Source organism: Bacteroides sp. 3_1_13 (assembly GCF_001185845.1).
Classification (GTDB): domain Bacteria; phylum Bacteroidota; class Bacteroidia; order Bacteroidales; family Bacteroidaceae; genus Bacteroides; species Bacteroides xylanisolvens.
The window spans coordinates 2,254,167-2,271,597 of the sequence record NZ_KQ236956.1; the positions used below are offsets into that span (position 1 = coordinate 2,254,167).

General features: G+C 43.9%; 16 protein-coding genes. 9 read left to right on the top strand and 7 right to left on the bottom strand.

Annotation, left to right across the window (positions count from 1 at the left end; genetic code table 11):
* Window positions 1-23: 23 nt before the first annotated feature.
* Together HMPREF9009_RS21615 and HMPREF9009_RS21620 are read right to left on the bottom strand one after the other, a co-directional pair.
* On the bottom strand, window positions 24-299 hold the full coding sequence (locus HMPREF9009_RS21615; protein ID WP_004314771.1) for a GNAT family N-acetyltransferase: 276 nt from the start codon (window positions 297-299) through the stop codon (window positions 24-26).
* 179 nt (window positions 300-478) lie between these two features.
* Window positions 479-1,792, bottom strand: coding sequence for a TIGR01777 family oxidoreductase (locus tag HMPREF9009_RS21620; protein WP_049703239.1), 1,314 nt, complete (start codon window positions 1,790-1,792; stop codon window positions 479-481).
* A gap of 311 nt (window positions 1,793-2,103) precedes the next feature.
* On the opposite strand from HMPREF9009_RS21620, the gene HMPREF9009_RS21625 reads away from it, so the two are divergent.
* Window positions 2,104-3,084: a lytic transglycosylase domain-containing protein gene (locus HMPREF9009_RS21625; protein WP_008021109.1), complete on the top strand. Its 981-nt coding sequence runs from the start codon at window positions 2,104-2,106 to the stop codon at window positions 3,082-3,084.
* Window positions 3,085-3,215: 131 nt separating this feature from the next.
* Window positions 3,216-4,085: an ion transporter gene (locus HMPREF9009_RS21630; RefSeq protein ID WP_049703240.1), complete on the top strand. Its 870-nt coding sequence runs from the start codon at window positions 3,216-3,218 to the stop codon at window positions 4,083-4,085.
* A 3-nt stretch (window positions 4,086-4,088) separates the two neighbouring features.
* On the opposite strand, the gene HMPREF9009_RS21635 is transcribed toward HMPREF9009_RS21630, so the two are convergent.
* Entirely contained in the window at window positions 4,089-4,457 is a 369-nt protein-coding gene (locus tag HMPREF9009_RS21635; RefSeq protein ID WP_049703241.1) for a ribosomal maturation YjgA family protein, read from the bottom strand.
* A gap of 175 nt (window positions 4,458-4,632) precedes the next feature.
* Between HMPREF9009_RS21635 and HMPREF9009_RS21640 the strand changes: the two genes are divergently transcribed.
* Complete coding sequence (locus HMPREF9009_RS21640) at window positions 4,633-5,301, top strand: MgtC/SapB family protein (RefSeq protein WP_004314765.1); 669 nt, start codon at window positions 4,633-4,635, stop codon at window positions 5,299-5,301.
* Window positions 5,302-5,388: 87 nt separating this feature from the next.
* Here HMPREF9009_RS21640 and HMPREF9009_RS21645 read toward each other — a convergent pair whose 3' ends face one another.
* Together HMPREF9009_RS21645 and HMPREF9009_RS21650 are read right to left on the bottom strand one after the other, a co-directional pair.
* Window positions 5,389-6,162 carry a TIGR03915 family putative DNA repair protein gene (locus HMPREF9009_RS21645; protein WP_049703242.1) on the bottom strand — a complete coding sequence of 258 codons (774 nt, stop codon included), beginning with the start codon at window positions 6,160-6,162 and terminating at the stop codon, window positions 5,389-5,391.
* Between the two features lie 235 nt (window positions 6,163-6,397).
* Window positions 6,398-7,660 carry a putative DNA modification/repair radical SAM protein gene (locus HMPREF9009_RS21650; protein WP_015532529.1) on the bottom strand — a complete coding sequence of 421 codons (1,263 nt, stop codon included), beginning with the start codon at window positions 7,658-7,660 and terminating at the stop codon, window positions 6,398-6,400.
* A 279-nt stretch (window positions 7,661-7,939) separates the two neighbouring features.
* Between HMPREF9009_RS21650 and HMPREF9009_RS21655 the strand changes: the two genes are divergently transcribed.
* From HMPREF9009_RS21655 to HMPREF9009_RS21680, 6 genes are all read left to right on the top strand, one after another.
* Complete coding sequence (locus HMPREF9009_RS21655) at window positions 7,940-8,215, top strand: DUF4248 domain-containing protein (protein WP_008644351.1); 276 nt, start codon at window positions 7,940-7,942, stop codon at window positions 8,213-8,215.
* A gap of 578 nt (window positions 8,216-8,793) precedes the next feature.
* A complete protein-coding gene (locus HMPREF9009_RS21660) occupies window positions 8,794-9,414 on the top strand; it encodes a hypothetical protein (protein WP_008644341.1) in 621 nt (206 codons plus the stop codon).
* A 16-nt stretch (window positions 9,415-9,430) separates the two neighbouring features.
* On the top strand, window positions 9,431-10,792 hold the full coding sequence (dnaB, locus tag HMPREF9009_RS21665) for a replicative DNA helicase (protein WP_049703243.1): 1,362 nt from the start codon (window positions 9,431-9,433) through the stop codon (window positions 10,790-10,792).
* A 190-nt stretch (window positions 10,793-10,982) separates the two neighbouring features.
* Window positions 10,983-11,507 carry an HU family DNA-binding protein gene (locus tag HMPREF9009_RS21670; protein ID WP_008021096.1) on the top strand — a complete coding sequence of 175 codons (525 nt, stop codon included), beginning with the start codon at window positions 10,983-10,985 and terminating at the stop codon, window positions 11,505-11,507.
* Window positions 11,508-11,773: 266 nt separating this feature from the next.
* Complete coding sequence (locus HMPREF9009_RS21675; RefSeq protein WP_004314756.1) at window positions 11,774-12,097, top strand: hypothetical protein; 324 nt, start codon at window positions 11,774-11,776, stop codon at window positions 12,095-12,097.
* Between the two features lie 3 nt (window positions 12,098-12,100).
* Window positions 12,101-12,550, top strand: a complete 450-nt coding sequence (locus HMPREF9009_RS21680; RefSeq protein ID WP_004314755.1) for an N-acetylmuramoyl-L-alanine amidase — start codon at window positions 12,101-12,103, stop codon at window positions 12,548-12,550.
* 381 nt (window positions 12,551-12,931) lie between these two features.
* On the opposite strand, the gene HMPREF9009_RS21685 is transcribed toward HMPREF9009_RS21680, so the two are convergent.
* Window positions 12,932-15,910 (bottom strand): hypothetical protein, encoded by a 2,979-nt coding sequence (locus HMPREF9009_RS21685; RefSeq protein WP_049703244.1) that lies wholly within the window; start codon window positions 15,908-15,910, stop codon window positions 12,932-12,934.
* Window positions 15,911-16,283: 373 nt separating this feature from the next.
* A complete protein-coding gene (locus tag HMPREF9009_RS21690) occupies window positions 16,284-17,222 on the bottom strand; it encodes a tyrosine-type recombinase/integrase (RefSeq protein ID WP_049703245.1) in 939 nt (312 codons plus the stop codon).
* Between the last annotated feature and the right edge of the window lie 209 nt (window positions 17,223-17,431).

Sequence of the window (17,431 nt, forward strand, 5' to 3'; positions counted from 1 at the left end):
ATTCTAAAGCTTTTTCACTGAAATCAATCACTATTGCCATTCAGTTCCGGATGGCGTTCCAGCCATTTCACCGCATAAGAGCAGGTGGCTTTCGGTTTCATTCCGTTGGCTATTGCATAGTCATACGCAGCTTTCACCAATGCAGCGGCTATTCCGCGGCCTTCTATCGGGCGGGGCACGATGGTGTGAATGATGTCGAGAGAATCACCTAAGAGGCGATATTGTACAAAGGCGGTACGACCGTCTACTTCTGTCTTAAACAAATGCTGTTCGGGCTGATGAATAATTTCGTAATCCATAATCTATGTTGTTTTAAAGTTCATTATTGTTTTAAGTACTCTTGCCTAATAATTATCTATTATCAGGCACGGATTTTACGTTTTTTTTCAAAATGACGCATAGATAAAGCAACAGTGTTCATCAGCGTAATTCGTGCCTAGATTTATTATATAAACTAATTATAAAAGCATATTTATAATCAAAATTGTTCTATCCATTGCAACCGGTTGGTATCGTAACCGCGGCGTTCGGCAGCGGTGACGAGTTTCTTTTTGATTTCCTCGGGCAGTTGCGGCGCGCGGCTTAGTATCCAGAGATATTTATCGGTGCTGCTGCCTACAAGGGCATAGTTGTAATTCTCTTCATCCAGCTCCAATATGTAATAATCAGAGTAGAAATTAAGGAAGAAAGAGACTTTCAGTTTACCCGGTTGCGCGGGATCGGGTATCTTGGCGTGTCCGTTGGCAGTCTTGCAGATATCGTAAGGAGAATTGCGCTTGCATCCCCGGTTCTCCACACGAATCGTACCGTCGGGACGAAGCGTGTAAGTGGCCGTGACATCTACCAGTCCGTGTTCGAAACGGTTCTCGTAGCGGGCTATTTCGTACCAAAGTCCCATATATCGGTTCAGGTCGAGAGAGGAGACCGTGGTGTGATCCGTACCTTTAAAAAGACGTTCGACAGTAGGGATGGAAAAACGAAACCCGGCTTCCGTCAGACGTGTCGGACGGACTTTCTGACCGGCTGTAAGGAAAGAAGCCGCTTCACCGTAAAATATACGGAAAACCCGCTGCGGAGCAATAATCGTTGTCCATGCCTGATAAGCTTTTCCCATCTCACGGGTAAAAGAATATTGCGAAATCTGTTGCGGAGCGACCAGATTATACACACCCCGCGTTTCTTCATGGGCAATAAAAAACTCCATGGCACGGCAAAGGTCGTGCATGGCTATCCACGGGAAAGACTGGGTGCCGGGACCGATGGCGGTAGCTACCTTCGTGACTTGCAAAGGACGAAGCATCTGCTGCATCGCTCCCCCATCCGGAGAAAGCACTACGCCAAAGCGTGTAATGACGAGCCGGGTAGGTTGGGGACAGTGTTTGGCTTCTTTCTCCCATGCATAACAGAGATCGGAAAGAAAACCGTCGCCGCGGGTACGGGTATATTCGTCCGCTTCCACTTCCGGAGGATAATAGCCCACGGCGGAAGCTGAAATCATCAGTTTCGGTTTTGTCTTGACGGCATTTAACGCACGGATAATACGGTGCGTTACCACAATGCGGCTGTTGAACAATTCCTGTTTGTACTCCGGTGTCCAACGCTTATTGATGGGTGCGCCAGCCAGGTTGATGATTACGTCGCAATGCGTCAATGTCTGAATCAAATGTCCGGACATACCTTCGCGGAACATCGATCTTCCCAAGGGAATAATCCGGTGTCCGCCCTTTTCTGTGAGATAATTGGAAAGATGTTTACCTATATATCCGGTAGCTCCGGTCATTGCTATATTCATCTTGATTCATTATTTATTTTAACTCTATTAGAAAAACGTATAAAATGCAAGAAAAGTTCTTTGAAAAAAACAAAATGGGGCTATCTTTGCAAGGCAGACTTTAATACTGAAAGAAAAAAATCTCTGAACAGACTGACAAAGAGAGAGAAAATTTGTTCTATCAAATAAAGGAGACGATGAACGGCATCTACAAACAGGGCGGACGGAATACAGAAAGCGATCTGTTTGGAGAGAATGGCAAGTATGTGAACAGTCCGACAAAGTCTGAACAAGAAACTGAATGGTATTAATTGAAATAATGAAATAAATAAATGAAGAAACAAACTAAAATCAACTATATTCTTACGCTCATATTAGTATTTTGCATCGGCGCATCCATTCCTGTATTGACAGGCAGCAGCCAGGTGACCGAACAACATTCCGCCAAATCGGAAGTTCCTTATTGCGTCACCTCGCCCACTGTTCCCGCCCAGGTTACTTTTGACGGAGAAACCATTGACCTCCGCCGCTATGACCGCCGCGAACGGATGGATCGTGAGATGATGGCTTTCACCTATATGCATTCCACCACCATGCTACTGATAAAACGTGCCAACCGGTACTTCCCCATCATAGAACCGATACTGAAAGCCAACGGCATCCCCGACGACTTCAAATACCTGATGGTAATCGAAAGTAACCTGAACAACATCGCCCGCTCTCCGGCAGGAGCAGCAGGGCTGTGGCAGTTTATGCCCGCCACCGGACGGGAATTCGGACTGGAAGTGAACGACAACGTAGACGAACGCTACCACATTGAAAAAGCAACCGTAGCCGCCTGCAAATATTTCAAACAAGCGTATGCCAAATATGGAGACTGGATGGCTGTCTCCGCCGCCTACAATGCCGGACAGGGACGTATCTCCTCCCAACTCGACAAACAACTGGCAAGTCATGCCATGGACTTATGGCTGGTAGAAGAAACTTCCCGTTATATGTTCCGCATATTGGCAGCCAAAGAGATATTCAACAACCCGCAACGTTACGGGTTTCTGTTGAAGCGGGAACATCTGTATCCGCCCATTCCCTACAAAAAGGTGACCGTCTCCACTAGCATCAATGATTTGAATGATTATGCCAAATCACAAGGTATCACATACGCACAACTCCGTGATGCCAACCCCTGGCTGCGCGACACCTCATTAAGGAACAAGACCGGAAAGACATACACCCTCTATATTCCCACACAAGAAGGTATGTATTACGATCCGAAAAAAACAGAGGCTTATAATAAACAATGGGTCATTGACTGAAAATCCTCTCCCCCCAACCTCTTCTCATAGCGGAAAACGGAGTTTGCACTGCCCATTCACAGCCAAACAACCTCTTTCTACAAGAAGATGCCGGAGGAACGTCCAAATAGCATTTAGTATGAACTGTTAGTATGAAACTGAAAGAAAGAATCCATCGTTTTTTACATGACGAAAAACTGAAACGAAAGTTGTACGTCATCATCTTCGAATCGGACACTCCCGCCGGGAAACTGTTCGACGTGATTCTGATCGGCTGTATTCTGATTAGCGTACTGCTTGTCATCATCGAAAGCCTGAAAGGACTTCCCAGCTTTCTGACGACTCCGTTCGTCATTATGGAGTACCTTTTCACCGCTTTCTTCACTTTCGAGTACCTGACAAGAATCTACTGCTCGCCCCGTCCCCGGAAATACATATTTAGCTTCTTCGGAATCGTAGACTTGCTAGCCACCCTTCCGCTCTACATCGGCCTGCTCTTCCCCGGTGCACGCTATCTGCTCATCATCCGTGCTTTCCGCCTGATACGGGTATTCCGTGTCTTCAAGCTCTTCAACTTTCTGAATGAGGGCGAACGACTGCTCACCGCCTTACGCGAAAGCAGCAAGAAGATTGCGGTATTCTTCTTATTTGTCGTCATCCTGGTGACTTCCATCGGCACGCTGATGTATATGATTGAAGGAACACAACCCAACTCCCAGTTCAACAACATCCCGAACAGCATTTACTGGGCTATCGTCACCATGACTACCGTAGGCTATGGAGACATCACCCCCGTCACCGGTCTTGGGAAGTTCCTTTCCGCCTGTGTCATGCTAATCGGTTACACAATTATTGCCGTACCGACAGGGATCGTATCCGCCTCCATGATGAAAGACTACAAACGCAGAAGAGACAAAGAATGTCCCAACTGCCATCGCTCCGGACACGAAGACAATGCCGAGTTTTGCAAATATTGCGGACATCATCTGAATCCGTCCGAAACAGACGTGGAAAAGAAATAAATTTTACGACTTATGCTGAAAGAAACGCTCGAATAAAACAATAAACACACATCCTACCGCATAACAAGCTATGTCCGCCCAATCGAACGTAGAGCCCAGAATGATTCTGGCTGCACGGTTCGTGATCCCCAATGTTTCCACCAACTGGAAGTATTGCAGCACTTCCACAAAACAGGCAAAAAGAAATACATAAAACGGCATCCGCGGAATTCCTGTCGGGAGAAATATCCTCACAAAACTATACACCAGCACTACCACCAGCATATCTCCGACATAAGGACGTATGAAATTGTCACGCACATATAAAGCTATCAATACCTCGATGCAAAAGATCAGCAGAAAGCTGATTATATAAAAAAATCTTTTCTTCATTATTCACTCAATCACAGGGTTAAACATTCATTTGAGTCTGCGAATATACGATAAAATAGATCGAATACGTTCAAATATTACTAAATGATTGATCCATAAAAGAGAAATAATTGTATATTTATAGTTCCAAGTATTTTTCCACAAACAATAAAAAAACAGAAAGGAGATTGAACACATGATGTTGAACATAGATTTCGTCATTCGTTTATTGGTCGCCGGCATACTGGGGGCGATCATCGGACTGGACCGTGAATACCGTGCCAAAGAAGCCGGATACCGTACTCATTTCCTCGTATCACTAGGCAGTGCCCTGATTATGATTGTTTCCCAATACGGGTTTCAGGAGATTATAAAAGAAAGCAGTGTCACGCTCGACCCCAGTCGTGTGGCGGCTCAAGTCGTCAGTGGCATCGGATTTATCGGTGCGGGAACCATCATCTTCCAAAAGCAGATTGTACGCGGACTGACTACCGCTGCAGGAATCTGGGCAACTGCCGGTATCGGACTGGCAGTAGGCGCAGGAATGTACACCATCGGCATTGCTGCCATGGTATTGACCCTCATCGGACTGGAATTACTTAGTTACCTGTTTAAAAGCATCGGAATGAAAAGCTCGATGGTTTCTTTCTCTACTTCCAACAAAGACACTCTGAAACAGATAGCGGACAGATTCAACTCTAAAGACTACCTGATAGTCTCTTACGAGATGGAAACGTTGCATAAGGGTGAAGCAGAGTTTTATCAGGTGAGTATGGTCATCAAGTCGAAACGAAATAACGATGAAGGACATTTGCTTTCATTGATACAGGAGTTTCCGGAGGTAACAGTGCAGCGAATTGAATAAGTCCCTTTACAAAAAAACAATAGAGACAAGAAAAGCAGAAGAAACAAGGAGGAGTATTTTAATTCTAAAATATAAAGAGATGAAAACCTATTTCTGCTTTTCCGTCAGATACTTCCAATAACGTACAGGCATATCCTGCCTGTGCTTTCTCGGATTCATACGTTCTTTGATACAAATGGCCTTGAAATAAGTTTTCCAGAGTTGTTGAAAAAGTTTCTCATCCTTGTCCATCAGACTTTCATCCAGCATCCCCGTAATCAGATGGGATTCACGGCTGTCATCATCAAACGAAATGGTTGTCACCTCCTGCAAGTCATAATAAAAACCATAACGGCGTTTCATGTCGTAGATAATCCACTTCTGATCGGCAAAACGGTCTTTGAAATGGTGGACGGTAAGAGGAAGCGCATTATACTGCGGTTCGAAAGCCGCAAAGAATGTACCATCCGCAGCTTTCTGAAAACGGACAAACTGCATCAGGTGCACACGTTCGCCATCCACTTTCTTCCATATTTGCGCCAATCGCAAAACATCCGGATCGCCAAAATTGGTTTCGATGGAACAGGGTGAGTCAATCGCTTTACGGATATAACGAAAAATGAGCATCCCTACCTCCGGAAGCTCCGACAGCCAACTTTGTGTGAGGCAGCCCAAAGCAGATACAGAGACTTTCTTCTGCAATCCCCGCCACACACGCCCTGCCTTCTCTTCATCGGTAACTACGGTATGCAACTCATCATAAAATAAGGGCAAAGCATCTCCTTCCGACAACAAATCATCGGGAAAGGTCTTGCGAAAATAGGCGTCGAACACAGCAGTCAGCAGACCATCAAAGCTTTTATCGTAAACGAAAAATTTCAAGATTTATGATTTATGATTTATGATTTATGGGTTATGATTTATGATTTATGGGTTATGATTTATGATTTCCGGGTTATGATTTATTTTTAGGCACGGATTACAGGGATTAATGCGGATTCTTTGCAGCAATGACAACACTAAAAACCGTGTAATCCATGTAATCCGTACCTAAATTATTATATAAGCTAATTAACATACTTAGTAATTCGTTTAATCAGAATTCATAAATCATAAATCAGAAATCAAGTCGTAATTGGCGTTCATCCACTTTCTTTTTTGGTTTTGGGAGCAATAAGCTACGTACCCGTTGCGGCGAAAGTTCGTTCACAGTCAGCATTTGGAGAGGCAGTTCTTTGCAGGTGATGAAATATTGCGCCTTCTTCATCACCACTCCTATCTTCTTCAGTTCATAAAAACCCAGTCGCGAAAAACGGCGGGAGGCGACAATCAACTTCGCCGACTTCACTCCCACTCCCGGCACACGGAGCAACATTTCGTAGTCCGCTTTGTTGATGTCGACAGGAAACTGTTCGGGATGGCGCAAAGCCCACGAGAGTTTCGGGTCTATCTCAAGGTCGAGATCCGGATAGGCATCATCCACAATTTCGTCCACCTTGAATTGGTAAAAGCGCAATAACCAGTCAGCCTGATAGAGCCGGTTTTCACGTACCAAAGGCGGTTGCTTCAATGCCGGAAGACGTTTATCGTATGTATTCACAGAAACGTAGCCCGAATAGTAGACACGCTTCATGGTCGGCCGTCCGTAAAGAGCCGACGAAAGGAAAAGAATATCTTTATCCGACTCGGAGGTAGCGCCTACAATCACCTGGGTACTTTGTCCCGCAGGCGCGAAACGGGGTGCATGGCGGAACTTCTGCCGCTCTTCCTTACTCTCCAACACACCTTGCTGAATGTATTTCATCGGAGCAAATACACTTTTATGATCTTTCTCCGGTGCAAGGAGTTTCAGGTTTTCTTCTTTGGGAATTTCAACGTTGACACTCAAACGGTCGGCATACAGCCCGGCCTCATTCACCAATTCACGACTGGCACCGGGAATACTCTTGAGATGAATATAACCGTTAAACCGGTACACTTGCCGCAAATCTTTGGCTACACGCACCAGTCTCTCCATCGTATAGTCCGGATTGCGGACCACTCCGGAACTAAGAAACAACCCTTCAATGTAGTTACGACGATAGAATTCCATCGTCAGTTCCACCAATTCCGAAACGGAAAATGTGGCGCGGGGAAGATCGTTGCTACGCCGGTTGATACAGTAGGCACAGTCGTAGATACAATAATTGGTAAGCATGATTTTCAATAGCGAGATACACCGCCCGTCCTCGGCAAAGCTGTGGCAAATCCCCCATCCTCCGACAGTGTTCCCCAGCGTGCCCGGCTTATTGGAGCGCACCGTACCACTGGAAGAACAGGAAACATCGTACTTGGCAGATTCCGCAAGTATCTTCAGTTTAGCTAAGACGTTTTCGTTCATAATTCCCAATCTTGATTCTTTTCGCAAATATACGATTTAATTTGAGACGCGTATAGAAGAAAAAAAGTTTAGCAAATATATCAATACAAAACAAGTCAAATTTTATGATACAAAAAGCTACGCTTAAAAAAGGAGTTTAATAGATACAATATTTTATTACATAGATCAAATATGATAATAAAATAAATCGATTATTTTATCACAACAAATATATTTTCATTAACTTTGCAAAGTCAACACAAGAAGTGTTGCATTAATAAACAATTTAATTTTACACAAATGAAGACTTCAAACGAAAACGAAGAAGAAATGGAAGAACGAGAATGGGTTATCAATGGTTTTAAAACCTTCTCTGCCGTAGCGCAGGAGTATTTTCCCGAATATTCTAACGCTGACACAGCCAGCAAAAGAATGAGAAACGAAATAGAACTCGACAAACTGCTCTTCGACGAATTAAAAGCCGCACACTACGTACACGAAACAACACGTCTAAGTCCGAAGCAACAGCAGATCCTTTTCATGACCTGGGGACCGGAAAAAATAATCCTACGTTAGCGCATCACCCATAAGTAAAGATTTACTGCATCCTGACACCTCCGAAAACACAGAAAAAACGTGTTGAACGAACTATATTATATAGATTATTATATTTTAGTATTTATATATGTTCGGTTGGTGGTTCGCCTACTTTTTTTCGAGCGTTGCAAACGCATGACAGACAAGCAGTTGAGCCACCTTCAGGGGGTGTTCGTTTGGCTGTTCGATTTTTTGTCAAAAAAAATACCAAAAAGAAAGCCGCATGTCCCCGAATAGAGCCTCTATTTACGGCAAACAGAGGTTCTATTTCTAATAAACAGAGGCTCTGTTTCATCCCAACAGAACCTCTGTTTTTCTATTCATTCCCCCAATCTCATCTTTTACACCCGCGCGGTGTCACACAGAACAACATTATTTCCGTCCTACAGCCCCCAATACAGCCCAAATACCACCATACCGTTCAAAACACCTCCATTCCAGCCAAAAAAGATTTGCACGAACAGCCATTCATACACTACCTTCGCAGCCGCATCCAACAATGTATGCACAATGGGGATAACCCGCAATCAACAACAAGTAAATAAAAATACGCCTCAATGAAACAACTTCCAAACAACCTCCTGCACGAAGGCTACATCCTGATTCCCAAAGCACTGTTAAAACGTCAGATAAACGACAAAGCGCCGGGAGAACTGGAAGCGCTCCTCCAAGTCCTGATACACGCCAACTACTCGGAAACCACGTACAAGATTCAGCAGATCGACATCGTATGCCAACGCGGAGAATCCGTCATCAGCCAGCAACACTGGAGCCAACTCTTCCAATGGAGCCGATCCAAAACCCTCCGCTTCTTTCAAAAAATCCAGGAAGAGGGCATTATCAAGATCATCCCGCACCAGAAAGGAATCTTCCACATTCATATCAACAACTATGATTTCTGGACCGGCTGCATCTCTCCGGAAGCCCGCGAAGAAAAAAAGAAAGAAAAATCCGAAGTGTTCGACGTTTTCTGGGATAAATATCATGAAACGATGCAAAAACCCAAACAGTACGTCGCCCGTGCCCGCCGCGAATGGGACAAGCTCACCAAAGAGGAACAGCAGACAGCCATCGACCACATCGAGGAAGTCTACTATCACACCAACGACACACGTTTCATCCCCCTTGCCGCCACCTACCTGAAAGACAAGGCCTTCTTAAACGAATATATAGACTAAAAAACATCAAAAAGAAATGCAACCACACGCCAGCGAACTCGAAGAAGCCATCATCGGAGCCTGCCTGATAGAACAGGAGGCCCTGCCACTCGTAGCCGACAAGCTACGTCCCGAAATGTTCTACGACGATCATCATCAGCTGATCTTCGCCGCCTTGATAGCTATGTATCAGGCAAACAAAAAGATAGATATTCTCACCGTCAAAGAAGAGCTCACCCGTCGCGGAGTGCTCGAAAAGATAGGCGGGCCGTATACCATCGTACAACTAAGCAGCCGGGTAGCTTCCTCCGCCCACATCGAGTATCACGCGCAAATCGTCCACCAGAAATATCTGGCACGCGAAGCCGTAGTCGGCTTCAACAAACTCCTCACCTGCGCCATGGATGAAACAATCGACATCGACGACACCCTCATCGACGCGCACAACCTGCTCGACCGTCTCGAAGGCGAATCCGGCCACCACGACCACATGCGCTGCATGGACACCCTAATGACCGACACACTGAAAGAAGCTGAATTGCGTATTGCCAAAAGCGTGAACGGCGTCACCGGCATCCCCACCGGACTGACCGAACTCGACCAGAAAACAGGCGGTTTGCAGGATAGCGATCTGATAGTGATAGCCGCACGGCCTTCCGTAGGTAAAACGGCTTTTGCCCTGCACCTGGCACGCAGCGCGGCAATGGCGGGCAATACGGTGGCCGTCTACAGTCTTGAGATGCAAGGGGAACGCCTTGCCGACCGATGGCTGGCAGCAGCAAGCAACATTAATCCTTACCGGTGGAGAAACGGAATACCTACCTCACAAGAGATGGAAAATGCCCACACCGCAGCTTCAGAACTGTCGGGACTCCCCATCTACGTGGACGACAGCACTTCTGTCAGCATGGATCACATTCGCTCAAGTGCCCGGCTACTGAAGAGCCGCAATCAGTGTGACGCAATTATTATCGACTACCTGCAACTCTGCGACATGACTACCAAGCAGGCCAACCGCAACCGCGAACAGGAAGTGGCACAAGCCACCCGGAAAGCCAAGTTGCTGGCCAAGGAGCTGCATATTCCCGTCATACTGCTTAGTCAGCTGAACCGCGAGTCGGAGAATCGCCCCGGAGGACGTCCGGAACTGGCACACCTGCGCGAGAGCGGAGCTATCGAACAGGATGCGGACGTCGTGATGTTGCTTTACCGACCGGCCATGCAACGCGTCGTCACCGACCGGGAAAGCGGTTACCCGACAGAAGGACTGGGGGTGGTTATCGTTGCCAAGCAGCGTAATGGAGAGACTGGGAATGTATATTTCGGACATAATCCGTCGATGACAAAAATATATGACTATGTTCCGCCATTGGAATATTTGGAAAAACATGCTAAATAAAACGATCTATTGTATAAATAATCAAGACATTTTATCAAAATAGTATTGATACATATACGGTATAAAACTTTTTATATTATCAGAGAAAATAAAACCATATTTACTTGACTTCTCCTCTCTGATTTTGTATATTTGTAGTATCAAAAAGAAAAGATATAATTATTCACTTAAACCTTAACTTTTCAAATTTATGGATGTATTAGTAGAACGCTATCAGCGCAGAAAGTATGTAAATCAGGAGGATGCTCCGTTACTGTATTACATACGTCAGAAATCGGGCAATGTAAGAGTGATGGACGTTGATACGATGGCTACCGCCATCGAAAGTAAATCGTCACTGACTGCCGGAGATGTGAAACACACCATCGAGGCATTTGTGGAACAGTTGCGTCTGTCGCTCACCCAGGGCGACAAGGTGAAGATTGACGGATTGGGTACGTTCCACATCACGCTGACTAGTGACGGTACGGAGACTATGAAAGATTGTACGGTGCGCAGCATCCGCCGTGTCAATGTCCGCTTTGTTGCCGACAAAGCGTTGAAGCTGATGAATTCGAGCCATACGAGTACACGAAGCGAAAACAACGTGAACTTCGTCCTGGGCGGAAAGGGCGATGGAAGCGATTCCGGAAACGGTGGTTCGGACGATGATTCCGGCAGCGGTTCGGGGGGCAATAAACCGGGCGGTGGAGAAGCACCGGATCCAGCAGCGTAAATAGGCTGCCCGCTCTATCTTCTTTGGCAGAATGAAACTTCATCCTTAGAAAAAACAGTATCACATGGTTTCAGGAACTGATCCATGTATGGTTCCTTGCCATGTGGTTGCTGTTTTTCTGTTTTTCTCTTTCCCGCATTTTCTCATTTTCTTTATTTCTCCATTTTCTTTCATTCTCGTGTTTTTTAGTTTTCCTATTTTTAGTTTCTCTTATTTTTTAATTCTCAATTCTCAATCTTTAATTTTTAATCTTTAATTCAAGAAAGATGTTAGACAAAATCATTGATATTATTACAGCCATCCTCCCTTTTTTCGGAGGTCGCAAAAAACGTCAGCAAATGATGCAGGACGTCAAAGAGTTCAGCGAACTAGTGAAAGAGCAGTATGGCTTCCTTATGAAACAGCTCGAAAAGGTGCTCAAGGATTATTTCGATTTGAGCGACCGTGTGAAGGAAATGCACTCGGAGATTTTTTCATTAAAAGGCAAACTTTCGGAAGCTGTCACTTTACAGTGTGTCAATAAAGAGTGTATTCAGCGCAACAATGGTTCCGAATCCGCATCATCATCCACTTCTTTAATACCTGCCTAACGCATGAGAACTATTAATCTGATTGTCGTGCATTGCTCCGCTACCCGCGAGGATAAATCTTTCACCGAACATGATTTGGACGTTTGTCATCGCCGCCGCGGCTTCAATGGTGTGGGTTATCATTTTTATATTCGTAAGAACGGGGATATTAAGTCTACCCGTCCGTTAGAACGGATCGGTGCGCATAGCCGTGGTTTCAACCGGGAAAGTATCGGTATCTGCTACGAAGGCGGACTGGACTGCATGGGACAGCCGAAAGACACGCGCACTTGTTGGCAGAAACACTCGCTACGGGTTCTTATCCTGACTTTATTAAAGGATTTTCCGGGATGCCGTGTCTGCGGACATCGTGATCTTAGTCCTGATCTTGACGGAGACGGTGAGATTGAACCGGAAGAATGGATCAAGGCTTGTCCTTGTTTTGAAGCGAGCAAGGAGTGGGATAAAGAATAGGTTTCTTTTTTCATTTACATACTCTATTATTAGTTGTTATTGGTTAATTGTTATTGGTTATTAATCAAGAAAACCCGGACTTTCGCAAGCCCGGGTTTTCTGCATCTTGGGAACGCCTCCTTTACCTATAGGGAAATGGGGGACTAGCAATTTAATTCTAGTACAACAAAAAGACGCTCCGAGAGTAAAAATAAAAAGGGATACCTGTGGGAAATGTGGGAGGCATCCCTTTTTTTAAATAAGAACAAAGATGGAAGGATGGACTTTCACAAGCTGTGTCCTTCGCTTTGTTCTGGGGTAAAAATATCTTCACACACAAGTGAAGAATGGGTTTATTTGTTTTTTCTCAATATATAATATATTATGAGATTCTCTATCCTATTAGTCTACCCATTCGGCAACTGTAACAGTCACTACTTTAGCCTCTACCGTTCCCCATGGAGAAGTAGGAATAGCCTTTACTTTGACTGTCATAGCCTTATGATTCTGGGTAGCATTCGGGTTCTTCAATGTAAGCTTGCCGGTTGTGCCGTCCAGAGTAAAGTTATCATTATCTTCACCAGCTACCAATTCAAATGCTACAGTGAAACCAAATATAGTTGCACCGTCAGAGCTGTCATAGGCATCGGAAGCACCAGTAGAAGGCCAAAGCTGACGATCTGAAGCATCTTTCCATACTAATGCGCTTGAGACATCAACACCATTTCCTCTTTCTGTAGCAGAAGATACATCAAATGCCAGCTTGTCTTTATCTTCTGTATCAACCTTGTAATCAAATGTACCGTTCATTTTAGCAGTATTGAATACAACAGGAATTGTTTTGGTAGAAATAACTTTCTCTCCACATTTTGCTTCTACTTTTACGCTAAAGCCAGCAGCATCACCGTTATAAGTTTTCTCTACTGAAAGCGTACCAGAAGTTGCACCAAGAGTTACACCACTAGGAGTGTCACCTACAACAGAGAATTCAAATTTTCCACCAAGAGAAGTGAATGTACCATTACTTCCATTACCAACAAAATCCGTATAGTTAGTGAAGAGTTCTGTCAGATCTCTTTCGGCAGTCACTGCAGTTACTGGACTACTACCTGTTTCCACCAGATTCAATACAGCCTTGGTTCCATCCCAAGCATTTGAGTTAGCCAATGTAAGATCAGCTTCTGCAGGATACTTAATATCTACATCTGTTGATAATACAATACTAATATGACCAGCAGTATTTGTAATCTTGGTAGTCACCTTACCTGTATAAGTGGCACCTGCAGGAACCTCCAATACAAGATTATTACCAGCATTTTTATTAAATTTAATATCCGGAGTTGCCACAACAGGAACGGCAGATGCTGCTACTGCATCAGCTGGAGCAATACGTTCAAATGTACATCCACTGAAATCACTAATACCACCCAAAGCTGTCTTAATCGCATTAATCTTCTCGCCATCCAATGCAAGTTCTTGTTTAGTGCTATGCCAAACAAGTGGAGCATCCGGATCAGCAAGTTCAATAGTTGTTGGAGCTTGTATATCGATCAATGTAACTGTTCCGCTGTAAGTCTTCTGTGTGAATGATTTATCACCTGTTACACCCGCAGGCGCTTTCGCTTTTACAGTAGACGTTGCCTGACATTGATTGCCTAGTGTTCCATCGGCATTGCCTTTTAATACACCAGTCTCGCCATTCATTGTAAAGCTACTTGTACCAGCACCAGTTACATTGAAAGTCACACTGAACAGATTATCTACAGAGATACCGAATTCTTCGGGCTTAGTCTTAGTCAAAGCTTGTCCTTCAGTAGCTCCAGTACCAGCATTGATTGATGATTTCACTGTCATCTTATAATAAGAACCTGTTGCCTTATAATCAATACTTGCATTTTTAGCCACTTCACTTGCAGCTGCATTTACTGATTCCCATTCAACCTCTTCAATATACATATTCTCCTTCACAGCAGCAAAGTAGTCTGAAGTAATATCATTCAAGGTTGTTTCACCTTTATCCTTTACTGTAAGTGCTACCGCATAGCTTTTATCAGCAGTACTGGCATCCAAAGTAACTGCGATTACATTAGGTTCGCCCGTTACAGCTTCTATCTTTTTAATCGCAAAGTGCGTACCAGTTGCACGAGTCAATTGGTGATAGTCGGCAGCAATCAAGTATTTTCCTTCCTCGCCTTTAATCAATTCAGCAACGGCAGATTGCGGTGATACACGGAAATTCACTTTCACTTCGTTAGCATTGAGTACAGGACTCCAATCGTCTGCATTACCTGCATTACCATACTTCACATAGAAAGTATTGAAGTTAACAGTTCTGTCAGCAGACTCCGGAATGTAAACGATGCTTTGAATCATACCTTTGATAGCTTTGATTTCAGCATCAAGTCTGGATTCAAGGCCTTTTATAACACCGCCAACTTGTTCGGATTCGCTCCTTATAATATCTTTAACCGCCTGGCTAAATGTACCTGTTGCAGGTAATTCGAGTGCTGCCAATTGTTTTTTCGTATCATCAATTTGCTTGATAATATCCGCATAACTCTTATAATCGGCACCCTCTTCAGTACTTACATAAGCATTGATAGCATCTAAAAGATTATCCAGTTGAGTTTGTTTCCCGATGGCTTCTTCACTAAAGAGCTTCTCATAAACATCTTTCACGAATGTTTCCAAAGTCGTTTTCACTCCGTACTGGGCAGTCAGGTAATTGTTAATACCACTCAACTCTGTAGAAATACCTTTCTGAACAGCTTCTGTTACGTATTGAGCTATTTCCCCCCATTTAGAAGTGTCGTCTCCCTCGTGTTGAAGGGCATTTATGATAGCTTGGTTTACATAAGCCCCAAAACTGGTACTTTCGTAAGCACTTGCATCCTTTTTACCAGATGTAATGTATGCCTGTTCTGCTGCAATCAGTTCAGATAATACGGTTTTAACATTCTCTAGTTCTTCAATCATCTTTTCCAAACCACTGACACCATCCTCACCTTTGAGAATCTTTTGCAGAGTGGTCAGTTGATTTTGAAGATCTGCCAATCTTGTTGCCAAATCTTTAGCTTTATCGCCTGTGGCATCTGCCAAAGCTTGTTCCAGTGCAGCGATTTTTTCTTTCAAAGTTTTTTCACCATCCGGATTTTCCACAAGTGCGCTCAAGTCATTCAGTTGTGTCTGCAAATCCTGTTTTGCCTTTTCAACTGCGTTCTTCATGTCTTCTGTACTTACCGGACTGGTTGATGTGATTTTATCGACCTGCTCCTGCAAGCCTTTAATATCATCATCGTAGTCCTTACAGCTTGTCACCACTGTACTGACTGTAAGCGTCAATGCCCCGAAAAGCATTACCCTAACAAAATTTTTCTTCATAACTACTTAAAAATTACATTAATAATATATTATTAAACACTAAGTTTCAATAATAGCCACCCGTTACTTTGTAGGTAACGGAGAAACCTTTGTGCCTGCTCTTCGGGAGTAGTCAATACTGAAAAATGATACGATAAGCAATGAAACTTTTTTACCCCTGCTTCTGAAAGGCAGTAGAGGGAAGGAGATCTTTTGCAAAAATTTAGAAGTTAACAAAGCCCTAATACAAAGAATCCGCGTGTTTTATTTGGTTAATTCCTATTTTGAGTAGTTTATTAGAAAAAATGTATGATTTCGTTTGGTTGTTTTAAGAAATATGCTCATATTTGCACCGATATTCATTCCCGTTACCTACAAAGTAACAGAGTAATTTTCAAGCGTTTACACCCACAACAGAGCGTTTCACAAAGTCAAGAACTTGTCTATTTGCTTCATCAATTTTCTTACTCCGGAAAGGTTTCAGATAAGTCTCCGTCACAGTGATAGACGAATGTCCCATCGCTTCGGAAATAATGCCCGGATGGATTTCACAATAATAAGCTGTCGTAGCCCAGGTATGGCGGGCAGTATACGAGCTCAACTTATCGGATAATCCCAATAATTCACCTAGCAACATCAACTGTTGGTTAAAGCTGCGCAATGCCAACTGATATTCGCGATACGCCTCTTTAGTTCCTTCACGGCTTTTCAACAACGGAAATAAATAAGGAGAAGAAGGATCACGATTCATATACTTCTTCACCAGGATCATCGCTTCGGGAGTCAATGTCACCGACAATGGTCGTCCTGTCTTACGTCTGCGATACGTTATTACGTTATCACGCAAATCACTCTTACGCAAATAAGCGAGATCGACAAACGGCATACCACGAAGCGAAAACATCAGAATGAACAACTCTTGCGCCTGACATACAGCAAATGGCACACCTGACGTACGAGATAATTTTGCAAACACCTTCTTCATATCGTCATCACACAACGCACGTTTATGATCGGCACGAGTACCGGTATAAACAGAACGGAACAGATGAGGCACATAAGGAGCTTTCCCAAGATCAACAGCACGATTGTAAACCGCACGAAACGTACGCAGATAAGTGGAAACGGTGTTCCAGCTACAACCACGACTGCGAAGGTAAACTTCGAATCCCTTCAGCCACTCCGAAGTTACTTCACTAAAAAGCAAATCTTCTTCCCCACAATAAGCAATGATGGCATTCAGACTGCTACGATAAACATGCGCAGTACCGAAGTTTCCCTCCACCTGTAGCCCCATGGCTACCTGCTTCATAAATGTTACTACTTTCAACATTTCTCAATTTATTAATTTATTCGACAATAAAGATACAAGTATTCTCACTATTACCACCCGGATAGTTCCAAAGATATTCTATCATTTATATAACTGCCATCCATCAATATTCATTTTTTATTGTTACTTTTGTGAGAAAATGAAAGAGTTATGAACCAACCAGTAAAGCGCAAACGTATTCCGTACGGAATGATGAACTTTATCGATGT

Bases quoted from the DNA above. Each gene is read 5' to 3' on its own strand.
- HMPREF9009_RS21680 (WP_004314755.1), top strand. From the start codon at position 12,101: ATGAGAACTATTAATCTGATTGTCGTGCATTGCTCCGCTACCCGCGAG.
- HMPREF9009_RS21685 (WP_049703244.1), bottom strand. From the start codon at position 15,910: ATGAAGAAAAATTTTGTTAGGGTAATGCTTTTCGGGGCATTGACGCTT.
- HMPREF9009_RS21625 (WP_008021109.1), top strand. From the start codon at position 2,104: ATGAAGAAACAAACTAAAATCAACTATATTCTTACGCTCATATTAGTA.
- HMPREF9009_RS21655 (WP_008644351.1), top strand. From the start codon at position 7,940: ATGAAGACTTCAAACGAAAACGAAGAAGAAATGGAAGAACGAGAATGG.
- HMPREF9009_RS21615 (WP_004314771.1), bottom strand. From the start codon at position 299: ATGGATTACGAAATTATTCATCAGCCCGAACAGCATTTGTTTAAGACA.
- HMPREF9009_RS21660 (WP_008644341.1), top strand. From the start codon at position 8,794: ATGAAACAACTTCCAAACAACCTCCTGCACGAAGGCTACATCCTGATT.
- HMPREF9009_RS21690 (WP_049703245.1), bottom strand. From the start codon at position 17,222: ATGTTGAAAGTAGTAACATTTATGAAGCAGGTAGCCATGGGGCTACAG.
- HMPREF9009_RS21620 (WP_049703239.1), bottom strand. From the start codon at position 1,792: ATGAATATAGCAATGACCGGAGCTACCGGATATATAGGTAAACATCTT.
- HMPREF9009_RS21675 (WP_004314756.1), top strand. From the start codon at position 11,774: ATGTTAGACAAAATCATTGATATTATTACAGCCATCCTCCCTTTTTTC.
- HMPREF9009_RS21670 (WP_008021096.1), top strand. From the start codon at position 10,983: ATGGATGTATTAGTAGAACGCTATCAGCGCAGAAAGTATGTAAATCAG.
- HMPREF9009_RS21630 (WP_049703240.1), top strand. From the start codon at position 3,216: ATGAAACTGAAAGAAAGAATCCATCGTTTTTTACATGACGAAAAACTG.
- HMPREF9009_RS21635 (WP_049703241.1), bottom strand. From the start codon at position 4,457: ATGAAGAAAAGATTTTTTTATATAATCAGCTTTCTGCTGATCTTTTGC.
- HMPREF9009_RS21640 (WP_004314765.1), top strand. From the start codon at position 4,633: ATGATGTTGAACATAGATTTCGTCATTCGTTTATTGGTCGCCGGCATA.
- dnaB (WP_049703243.1), top strand. From the start codon at position 9,431: ATGCAACCACACGCCAGCGAACTCGAAGAAGCCATCATCGGAGCCTGC.
- HMPREF9009_RS21650 (WP_015532529.1), bottom strand. From the start codon at position 7,660: ATGAACGAAAACGTCTTAGCTAAACTGAAGATACTTGCGGAATCTGCC.